The sequence below is a fragment of the Sphaerisporangium aureirubrum genome (genome assembly GCF_042658925.1).
Classification (GTDB): Bacteria; Actinomycetota; Actinomycetes; order Streptosporangiales; family Streptosporangiaceae; genus Sphaerisporangium; species Sphaerisporangium aureirubrum.
This window is the reverse complement of sequence record NZ_JBHSRF010000145.1, coordinates 1-9722: the sequence shown is the minus strand read 5'-3', so window position 1 is coordinate 9722 and position 9722 is coordinate 1. Positions and strand designations below refer to the sequence as shown.

The 9722-nt window shown below is 73.2% G+C and carries 8 protein-coding genes; 7 read left to right on the top strand and 1 reads right to left on the bottom strand.

Features of this window, described 5'->3' with window-relative positions:
* Positions 1-402 precede the first annotated feature (402 nt).
* The gene (locus ACFP1K_RS40360; protein ID WP_380763754.1) at positions 403-1791 is read right to left on the bottom strand and encodes a tannase/feruloyl esterase family alpha/beta hydrolase; all 1389 of its coding nucleotides are present in this window, start codon (positions 1789-1791) and stop codon (positions 403-405) included.
* Positions 1792-2172: 381 nt separating this feature from the next.
* Here ACFP1K_RS40360 and ACFP1K_RS40355 point away from each other — a divergent pair, with 381 nt between their 5' ends.
* The 7 genes from ACFP1K_RS40355 to ACFP1K_RS40325 all read left to right on the top strand — a co-directional run bounded on the left by ACFP1K_RS40355 (position 2173) and on the right by ACFP1K_RS40325 (position 9693).
* Positions 2173-2931, top strand: coding sequence for an ABC transporter ATP-binding protein (locus ACFP1K_RS40355; protein ID WP_380763752.1), 759 nt, complete (start codon positions 2173-2175; stop codon positions 2929-2931).
* Entirely contained in the window at positions 2918-3631 is a 714-nt protein-coding gene (locus ACFP1K_RS40350) for an ABC transporter ATP-binding protein (RefSeq protein WP_380763750.1), read from the top strand. The genes ACFP1K_RS40355 and ACFP1K_RS40350 overlap by 14 nt, the downstream gene beginning before the upstream one ends.
* Positions 3632-3679: 48 nt before the next feature.
* On the top strand, positions 3680-4927 hold the full coding sequence (locus ACFP1K_RS40345; protein WP_380763748.1) for an ABC transporter substrate-binding protein: 1248 nt from the start codon (positions 3680-3682) through the stop codon (positions 4925-4927).
* An 83-nt stretch (positions 4928-5010) separates the two neighbouring features.
* Entirely contained in the window at positions 5011-5874 is an 864-nt protein-coding gene (locus tag ACFP1K_RS40340) for a branched-chain amino acid ABC transporter permease (protein ID WP_380763746.1), read from the top strand.
* Positions 5871-6887: a branched-chain amino acid ABC transporter permease gene (locus ACFP1K_RS40335; RefSeq protein WP_380763744.1), complete on the top strand. Its 1017-nt coding sequence runs from the start codon at positions 5871-5873 to the stop codon at positions 6885-6887. The genes ACFP1K_RS40340 and ACFP1K_RS40335 overlap by 4 nt, the downstream gene beginning before the upstream one ends.
* Positions 6888-6942: 55 nt before the next feature.
* Complete coding sequence (locus ACFP1K_RS40330; RefSeq protein ID WP_380763742.1) at positions 6943-7728, top strand: 3-hydroxybutyrate dehydrogenase; 786 nt, start codon at positions 6943-6945, stop codon at positions 7726-7728.
* A gap of 63 nt (positions 7729-7791) precedes the next feature.
* Positions 7792-9693: a helix-turn-helix domain-containing protein gene (locus ACFP1K_RS40325; protein WP_380763740.1), complete on the top strand. Its 1902-nt coding sequence runs from the start codon at positions 7792-7794 to the stop codon at positions 9691-9693.
* Positions 9694-9722 lie beyond the last annotated feature (29 nt).

Below are 9722 nucleotides of genomic sequence, written 5' to 3'. Positions count from 1 at the left end.
GGGGCGCCGGGCAGCGCGGGCCCGGCCAGGGCGCGGGCGGGCGGCGCGGCGACGCCGGCGGCGAGGGTGCCGGCGGCCCCGAGCCCGGCGAGCCGGGCGAACCCGCGCCGATCCATTGATGTCACGGTGATGTCCTCCTTGAGGAGACGAACACGGAGGGTCATGATTCGACCACGCGTAGTCTCGGCTCGGGTAAGGACATCGTCGCCGCGGCGCGCCACGCCGGGTGAGCTGGCATTCCAACCGATCAGGGCACCCGTTCCGGATCGCGGTGTTTCGCCGGATAAGCGGCCCCCGGGAGCCGGGTGAGCGGCGCCCGGGGGCGGACAAGCGGCGGTCGCGAGAGGTTGAGCGGTCGCGAGCGGACGGCCGGCGGCGCCTCCCGGCCGGGCGCGGGGGGTGTCAGCGCGCGGTGAGCGAGCAGGTGTTGGCGAGGTCGCCCGAGGCGGGGCGGGGGAGGGTGGCGTCGGCGGGCGGGGTCCGGCCGGCGGTGGTCCAGGCGGCCAGCGCGGTGAAGGCGGTGCGGAAGCACGGCAGGATCGGGCGCAGCAGGCCGGGGAAGGCGTCGTACAGGCCGTCCACGTGGTTGCCGCCCTCGATCCGGTAGTAGCGGTGCAGCCTGTCGCGGCCCTGCCCGCGGATCAGCCTGTCGTACACGTCGGAGTCCTCACCGATGGGCAGCAGCGTGTCCAGGGTGCCGTGCAGCGTGATCAGCGGCCGGCCGATGCGCCCGGTGAGCTCGATCCTGCGCACGGCGTCGCGCACGGACGCGGGCCGTGCGGCGTAGTCGTAGTCGGCGTCGCAGGCCGGGGTGCCCGGCGCGCAGAACGGCGTGCCGGCCTGGGTGGCGCCGTCGTACCCGGGGTCGAGCTCCTCACGGTAGATGCGCTGGGTGAGGTCCCAGTAGACCTTGTAGTGGTAGTCCCACAGCGGCTCGGAGCCGGGCGCGAAGCCCGCGGCCAGGATGGCGTCGTGCGCCGCGGCGTCGCCGGTGGCCGCGTACTTGGGGTACTCCCTCAGCGTGGCGGGCAGCGAGGTGAGCAGGTTCGGGCCCTTCGCCCGCCACAGCGTGCCCTCCCAGTCGACGCCCCCGGTGTACAGCTCGGGGTGGTTCTCCAGCTGCCACCGCACCAGGTAGCCGCCGTTGGAGATGCCCGCCGCGTACGTGGTGCGCGGCGCCCGCCCGTACCGCTGCGCGACGACGGACCTGGCGGCCCGGGTGAGCTGGGTGACCCGCTGGTTCCACTCGACGATGGCGTCGCCGGGGCGCGTGCCGTCCTTGTAGAAGTCCGCGCCGGTGTTGCCCTTGTCGGTGGCCGCGTAGGCGTATCCGAGGGACAGCACCCAGTCGGAGACGGCGAAGTCGTTGGCGTACTGCCGCCGCACCCCGGGCGTGCCCGCGACCACCAGGCCGCCGTTCCAGCGTTCGGGCAGCCGGATCACGAACTGGCTGTCGTGGTTCCAGCCGCGGGTGGTGTTGGCGGTGGAGGTGTCGGGGAAGTAGCCGTCGATCTGCGCGCCGGGCACGCCGGTGGGGTTGACGGCGCCTGCCGGGGTGAGCCCGGCCCAGTCGGCCGCGACCGAGTGGCCGGAGGCGACCGTGCCCGCGGTGGTCAGGTCGTCCAGGCAGGCGGAGATCTGCATCTGCGCGCCGGGGACCTTGATGTGGCCGAGGGGGCCGCAGGCGGAGGCGGCGGCGGCGCCCGGGGCCGGGCCGAGCAGGCACGCGACGGCGGTGGCCGCCGTCGCCACACCGAGCACCCGGCCGGGCCGGCGTCGGATGGATCGCATGGGAACTCCTCATGAACGGGGACTGCCGCCATGGTGTCCACCGCCTGTGAGGTGGGCCACGTCCCCGGGCCCCATATTTGACCGCGCGTATATGGCGGCGGAAGCCACCTGCCGGCGCCCCGCACCACCCACGCCCCCCGGCGGGGACGGTGGGCCCTTACCGGAGCGGTACGTGTGCGGTCCACATAACGGCGGCCGTGAGCGCGTGGCGGCGCCCTGACCTGGGAGATATGTCGCCCGGGCCCATGGCTGGAGCGTGGAATATGTGCCCGGGCCACATGGAACACGATCCCGGCCTGACTTAGTGTTCCGCGACACGACGACTTCGTCCGTTAACCCCGGGGTGATCTGGACGAAACCACCTGAGACGAGGAGGCCCGCATGGACGGTCCGGTCCTGCGAGCGCGGGGTCTGGCCAAGGAGTTCCGTGGCTTCCGCGCCGTCGACGGCGTGGACCTGGACGTCGCCGAGGGCAGCGTACACGCCCTCGTCGGGCCGAACGGCGCGGGCAAGACCACGCTGTTCAACCTGCTGACCGGGTTCCTCACCCCGACCGCCGGGCGGATCACCCTCGGCGGGCACGAGCTGGCGGGCAGGCGGCCCGAGCAGGTCGCGAGGCTCGGCGTCGCCCGGTCGTTCCAGATCACCAGCCTGTTCCCCCAGATGACCCCGCGCGAGCACGTCGAGCTCGCCCTGGCCGGGCCCACCGGCCTGACCTGGCGGTTCTGGCGTTCCGAGCGGCTGCTCGACCGCCACTCCGGGCGGGCCCTGGAACTGCTGGACGAGGTCGGCCTGGCCGGGCACGCCGCCACCCCGGCGGGCACCCTCGCCTACGGCCACAAGCGCGCCCTGGAGCTGGCGCTCGCCCTGGCGCTGGACCCCCGGGTGCTGCTGCTGGACGAGCCGACCGCCGGGATGGGCGTCGAGGACGTCGAGCGCACGGTGGAGCTGATCCGCAAGGTCCGGGCCGGCCGCACCGTCGTCATGGTCGAGCACAACATGAACGTCGTGTCCAGCCTCGCCGACCGGGTGACCGTGCTGCAGAGCGGGCGGGTGCTGGTGGAGGGGCCGTACGCCGAGATCCGGCACGACCCCCGGGTCATCGCCGCCTACCTGGGAGACGCCCATGCCGAAGACTGACGCGCCCCTGCTGTCCACCCGCGGCCTGTCCGCCTGGTACGGCGAGGCCCAGGTGCTGCGCGAGGTGTCGCTGGACGTGGGCCGCGGCGAGATCGTCACGCTGGTCGGCCGCAACGGCGCGGGCAAGACCACGCTGCTGCGCTGCCTGATGGGGCTCCAGGGCCGCTTCACCGGGTCGGTGGAGTTCCTCGGCGCGGACGTCACCCGCCTCCCGGCCCACAAGCGGGCCCGGCGCGGCCTCGGGTACGTGCCCGACGACCGCGGCGTGTACTCCACCCTCACCGTCGAGGAGAACCTGACGCTGCCGCCCGTCGTCGGCCCCGACCCGTGGCCGCTGGCCAAGGTGTACGAGACGTTCCCCCGGCTGCGCGAGCGGCGGTCGTTCCCCGGCACCAAACTGTCCGGCGGCGAGCAGCAGATGCTGGCCCTGGCCCGGGTGCTGCGCATGGGCGCGCGGCTGCTGCTGTGCGACGAGCCCACCGAGGGGCTGTCGCCGCTGATCGTGCGCCAGATCGGCGACATCCTGCGCGAGGTCAGGGCGCAGGGCGGCACCGTCCTGCTGATCGAGCAGAACGTCCACTTCGCGGCCACCGTGGCCGACCGCCACTACCTGATCGCCGAGGGGCGCGTCGTGGAGTCCCTGGACAACGACCAGATGCGGGCCAGGGAGCACGAGCTCCTCGACTACCTCGGCATCTGACGCCCCGCCACAAGCTTCGTCGTAGAGAACCGGACAGGAGAACAGGAAATGAGAGCTCTGGGCCGAGCGGCCGCCGCTGTGGTCGTAGCAGGGGCCACGATCACCGGATGCGCGGGCGGACCCGGCGCCGGGGGGAGCGCGCAGAAGATCAGCGACGACAAGGTCGTGCTGGCCGTGCTGAACGACCAGTCGGGCGTCTACGCCGATCTTTCGGGCAAGAGCAGCGTCGAGGCCGTCAACATGGCGGTCGCCGACTACAAGGCCAAGTACGGCGACAAGGCGGTCGTCAAGAACATCGAGGTGCTGTCGGCCGACCACCAGAACAAGCCGGAGGTGGCCAACTCCAAGGCCCAGGAGCTGTACGACCGGCAGCGCGCCGACATCATCCTGGACGTGCCGTCCTCGGCCGCCGCGCTGGCGGTGGCCGGCGTCGCCAAGGCCAAGAAGAAGATCTTCATGGACATCGGCGCCGCCACCACCGAGCTGGAGGGCGCGCAGTGCAACAAGTACACCTTCCACTACGGCTACAACACCTACATGCTGGCGCACGGCACCGGTGACACGGTGACCAAGGACGGCGCGAAGAACTGGTACATCGTCTACCCGGACTACGCCTTCGGCCAGGACATGCAGAAGAACTTCGCCGCCGCGGTGCAGGGCGCCGGGGGCACCGTCGTGCAGAGCGACCCCGCGCCGTTCCCCAACGACAACTTCTCCACGTTTTTGCTCAAGGCCCCCGGGCTCGACCCCAAGCCCGCGGTGCTCGGCACCATGCAGGCCGGCGGAGACCTGGTCAACCTGGTGAAGCAGTACAACGAGTACAAGCTGCGCGACAAGGGCATCGGCCTGGCCGTCGGCCTGATGTTCATCACCGACATCCACTCGCTCGGCTCCGACGCGCTGGCCGGGACCAAGTTCACCGACGCGTGGTACTGGAACGGCTCGCCGGAGAACCGCGCGTGGGCCGACAAGTTCCAGGCCAAGGTGAGCAAGCGGCCGAGCTTCCCCAACGCCGCCAACTACTCCGCCGCGATCCAGTACCTGGAGGCCGTGCAGCGCGCGGGCACCGACGACGCCGACGCGGTGGTGAAGCAGCTGGAGGGTTACAAGTTCGAGGACGTCTTCGCGCGCAACGCGAGCATCCGCGCGCAGGACCACCTGCTGCTGCACGACGTGTACCTGGCGCAGGTCAAGCCCTCGGCCGAGGTCACCGAGCCGTGGGACTACGAGAAGATCCTCAGCACCATCCCCGCCGACCAGGCGTTCCAGGCCGCCAGCCCGGCCTGCAAGCTCTGATCCCCGCCGGGCGCGCCGCCGGTCCCGCGGCGCGCCCGGCCCGTCCGCGGCGGGGGTGCCCGCCCTTCCCCTTGGAGGTCACCGTGCTCCAACAGGCGTTCAACGGCCTGGTCGGCGGCGCCTTCTACGCCCTGCTCGCCCTCGGGCTCGCCGTCATCTTCGGCATGCTGGGCGTCGTCAACTTCGCCCACGGTGCCTTCTACATGCTGGGCGCGTTCGGGTCCTACGTGCTGCTGGACTCGTTCGGGGTGAACTTCTGGGTCTCGCTGTTCGCCGTCCCGCTGGTGCTCGGCCTGCTCGGCACGCTGCTGGAACGGCTGTTCATCCGCAGGCTGGCGCCGCTGGACCCGCTGTACAACTTCCTGTTCACCTTCGGCCTGGCCCTGATCCTGCAGGACCTGGTCAAGCGCGAGTACGGCGTGCAGTCCCAGCCCTACCCCCGGCCCGCGCTGCTGGACGGCACGGTGGACCTCGGGCTGTTCACCTACCCGGGCTACCAGGTGTTCGTGCTGGCGGTGTCGCTGGTGCTGTGCGGGGCGGTGTGGCTGGTGCTGACCCGCACCCGGGTCGGCATGATCGTCCGGGCCGCCACCGAGCGGCCCGAGCTGACCCGCGCCCTCGGCGTGGACGTCGGCCGGTGGGTGACCCCGGTGTTCGGCTTCGGCATCGCCCTCGCCGGGCTGGCCGGGGTGCTGGCGGCCCCCATGCGGGCGGTCAACCCGCTGATGGGCGCCGACCTGATCATCACGGTGTTCGCGGTGGTGGTCATCGGCGGGCTCGGCTCGATCTTCGGCTCGGTGGCCGCGGGCTTCGCGATCGGGCTGGTCTCCGCGCTCGGCAACCTGTACGTGCCCGCGCTGTCCCAGACCCTGGTCTTCATCCTCATGGCCGCCGTGCTGCTGTGGCGCCCGGCCGGCCTGTTCGGGCGCGAGGAGGCGCTGTCGTGATCCTCTCCCGGTTGGCCCAGCGGCCGCTGTTGCTCGCCGCCGGGCTGGTGGCGGCCCTCGCCCTGCCCTGGATGATCTACCCGCCGGTCGCCCTGGACATCGCCTGCTGGGCGCTGTTCGCGGCGGCGCTGGACCTGCTGCTCGGCTTCACCGGCCTGCTGTCGTTCGGCCACGCCGCGTTCTGGGGCTCCTCGGCGTACGTCGCGGGCCTGCTCGCGCTGAAGGCCGGGATGCCGTTCCCGGTCGCGGTGCTCGGCGGGGCGCTGTTCGCCGCGGCGCTGGCCGTGCCGGTGGGCTACCTGTCGGTCCGGCTGCGCGGCATCTACTTCGCCATGGTGACCCTGGCGTTCGCCCAGATGATCTACTTCGTGGTCAACCAGTGGCGGGACCTGACCGGCGGCGAGAACGGCCTGCAGGGCGTGCCGCGCGAGCTGTTCGGGCTGGACCTGTCCGACCCGTTCGTCTTCTACTACGCCGGGCTGCCGCTGGTGCTGGCCGGCTTCCTCGCCGCCTGGCGGATCGTGCGCTCGCCGTTCGGCCGGGTCCTGGTGTCGGTCCGGGACAACCCGGCGCGGGCGCAGGCCCTCGGCTACCCCGTGCAGCGCTACAAGCTGCTGGCCTTCGTGCTGTCGGCCCTGCTGTCGGGCGTGGCGGGCGGGCTGTTCGCCCTCGGGCACGGCTTCGCGTCCCTGGAGAGCGTCTACTGGACCACCTCCGGGCAGGTCGTGATGATGGTCGTGCTCGGCGGCATCGGCACCCTGTGGGGCGGCGCGCTCGGCGCGGCCCTGGTGGTGCTGCTCAACGACTATCTGGTGACGTCCGGCTTCGAGGGGATCGGCATCGTCACCGGCACCATCTTCGTGATCATCGTCCTGGTGTTCCGCAGGGGCGTCTGGGGGACGGCGCGCCACCTGCTCCAGGCACGGGCCGGCCGATCCCGGCCGGGGGGACCGCCGTCCGCGGGCGACAAGGACGGCGCGCCCGCGCCCACCGGCGTCGGCTCGCCGGTGTAGCGGCCGCGTCACCCGGGGCAAGTCGCCGTTCGCGTACCTCATAGGAGCATGAGCTGTGGTTTCAACGAGCGTGACCGCCGGGACGGCGGCCGGGGCCGACCTGACCGGCCGCCGGGCCCTGGTGACCGGCGGGGCGGGGGGCATCGGGCTGGCCTGCGCGCGGCGGCTGGCGGTGGCGGGTGCGCGGGTCGTCATCGTGGACGTCCGCGCCGACCTCGCGGAGGCGGCGGCCGGCGAGCTGGGCGGGGAGGCGGTGGCCGCCGACCTGACCGACATGGCGGCGGTGGACGCGCTGGACTGCGCGGGCGTCGACATCCTGGTGAACAACGCCGGTTTCCAGCACGTCGCGCCCATCCCCGAGTTCCCGCCCGAGACGTTCGCCGCGATCATGCGGATCATGGTGGAGGCGCCGTTCCGGCTGCTGCGCCGGGTGCTGCCCGGCATGTACGAGCGCGGCTACGGCCGGGTGGTGAACATCTCCTCGGTGCACGGCCTGCGCGCCTCGCCGTACAAGGTGGCCTACGTGACCGCCAAGCACGCCCTGGAGGGCATGTCCAAGGTGGTCGCCCTGGAGGGCGCGCCGCACGGCGTGACCTCCAACTGCGTCGACCCCGCCTACGTCCGCACCCCGCTGGTGGAGCGGCAGATCGACGACCAGGCCCGCGTGCACGGCCTGGACCCCGAGCAGGTGGTGCGGGACGTCATGCTGGCCCCGGCTGCCATCCGGCGCCTCATCGAGCCGGACGAGGTGGCCGAGGCCGTGGCCTACCTCTGCTCACCCCAGGCCTCGATGATCACCGGCGCGTCCCTGGTCATCGACGGCGGCTGGACGGCTCATTAGGATCCGCGGGCAGCGAAGCCGGGGGATCGGGGGGAATCCGTGATCCGGGGGACAATGAACCCCATGACCTGCACCGTCTTTCTCGACCTGCTCGCCAGGGAGGCCCCGCCGGTCGAGTTCGAGGCCCCGCTCGTCGAGGCCAGGGCGGCCGGGGCCGCGCCCGAGGTGCTCGCCGAGCTCGACCGGGCCAAGCTGGCCGCGCTGCGCGTGCGGGCGCTGCTGGAGCACCGGGCGCGGCGCGAGGCCGAGCTGTCGGCGCTGTTCGAGACGGCGGGCGACCTGGCGGGGCTGCGGGACGTCGGCGCGGTGCTGGAGGCCATCGTCCGGCGGGCGCGGCGGCTGCTGCGCGCGGACATCTCCTACATGACCCTGCACGACCCGGAAAAGGGCGACACCTACATGCGGGTCACCGACGGCTCGGTGTCGGCCGCGTTCCGCGCGTTGCGGCTGCCGATGGGCGCCGGTCTCGGCGGCCTGGTCGCCCAGACCGGCAACCCGTACGCCAGCCCCGACTACTTCGCCGACGAGCGGTTCCGGCACCGCGCCCACATCGACCTCGCGGTCAAGGAGGAGGCGCTGGTCGCCATCCTCGGCGTGCCGATGCGCCTCGGCGCCCAGATCATCGGGGTGCTGTTCGCCGCCAACCGCAGCGCCAGGCCGTTCGCCCAGGAGGAGGTCACGCTGCTGGCCTCGCTGGCCGCGCACGCCGCCGTGGCCCTGGACAACGCGCGGCTGCTGGAGGAGACCCGCACCGCGCTCGGCGAGCTGAGCGCCGCCAACCAGCTGATCCAGGCGCGCAGCGCCGCGGTGGAGCGGGCCGCGCAGGCGCACGACCGGATGACCGGCCTGGTGGTGCGCGGCGGCGGGGTGGAGGACGTCGCGGCCGTCGTCACCGACATCCTCGGCGGGGCGCTCATCGTGCTGGACGCCGACGGGCGGCGCCTGGCCGCCGTCGGCGCGGTCGGCGACCTGGACGAGGCGGAGGTCGCCGAGGCCGCGGCCGCCTCGCGCGGCCTCGGCCGCACCGTGCAACGCGGCGACCTGTGGGTGACGTCGGTGGCGTCCGGCGCCGAGATCCTCGGCACGCTGGTGCTGCGCGCCACGGACGAGGTGTCCGGCACCGACCAGCGCATCCTGGAACGCGCGGCGCTGGTCACCGCGCTGCTGCTGCTGTTCCGCCGCACCGCCGCCGCGGCCGAGGGCCGGGTGCGCGGTGAGCTGCTCGACGACCTGCTCACCGGGCGGGCCGTGCACTCCGACGCGCTGTACGGCCGGGCGCGGCTGCTCGGCGTCGACCTGGACGCCCCGCACGTGCTGGTGGTGGCCAAGCACCGGGCGGGCGATCCCGCGCCGAGCCTCCGCACCGCGTTCTGGGCGTCCGCCGACGCCGCCTCCCGGCACGGGCTGGTCGCCGCGCGCGCCGAGGAGACCATCCTGCTGCTGCCCGGCGTGGACCCCGGGGCGGCGGCCCAGCGCGTGGCCCGCGAGCTCGGCGCCGCCCTCGGCGCACCGGTCACCGCGGGCGCCGCCGGTCCCGTGCGCGGCCCCGCCGCCGTCGCCGACGCCTACCGCGAGGCCCGCCGCTGCGCCGAGGCCCTGGTCTCCCTCGGCCGCGCCGGCGACGGCGCGAGCGTCGACGAGCTCGGCTTCGTCGGCCTGCTCATCGGCCGCGACCGCGACGTCACCGGCTTCCTGGAGTCGGCCATCGGCCCCGTCCTCGCCTACGACCGCAAACGCGGCACCGCCCTGGTCCGCACCCTGGAGACCTACTTCGACTCCGGCGCCAGCCTGTCCCGCACCGCCGAACGCCTCCACATCCACGTCAACACCGTCACCCAGCGCCTCGACCGCGTGGCCCGCCTCCTGGGCGAAGCCTGGCAAACCCCCGCCCAGGCCCTCGAAATCCAACTGGCCCTCCGCCTAAACCGCCTCCACCCCCACCCCCGCCCCCCGCGCCCCCACTGACCCCCGCTCCCCGCGTCCTCCCCGACCCC

Coding starts and splice junctions, on each gene's coding strand:
- ACFP1K_RS40350 (WP_380763750.1), top strand. CDS start 2,918: ATGCCGAAGACTGACGCGCCCCTGCTGTCCACCCGCGGCCTGTCCGCC.
- ACFP1K_RS40325 (WP_380763740.1), top strand. CDS start 7,792: ATGACCTGCACCGTCTTTCTCGACCTGCTCGCCAGGGAGGCCCCGCCG.
- ACFP1K_RS40345 (WP_380763748.1), top strand. CDS start 3,680: ATGAGAGCTCTGGGCCGAGCGGCCGCCGCTGTGGTCGTAGCAGGGGCC.
- ACFP1K_RS40355 (WP_380763752.1), top strand. CDS start 2,173: ATGGACGGTCCGGTCCTGCGAGCGCGGGGTCTGGCCAAGGAGTTCCGT.
- ACFP1K_RS40360 (WP_380763754.1), bottom strand. CDS start 1,791: ATGCGATCCATCCGACGCCGGCCCGGCCGGGTGCTCGGTGTGGCGACG.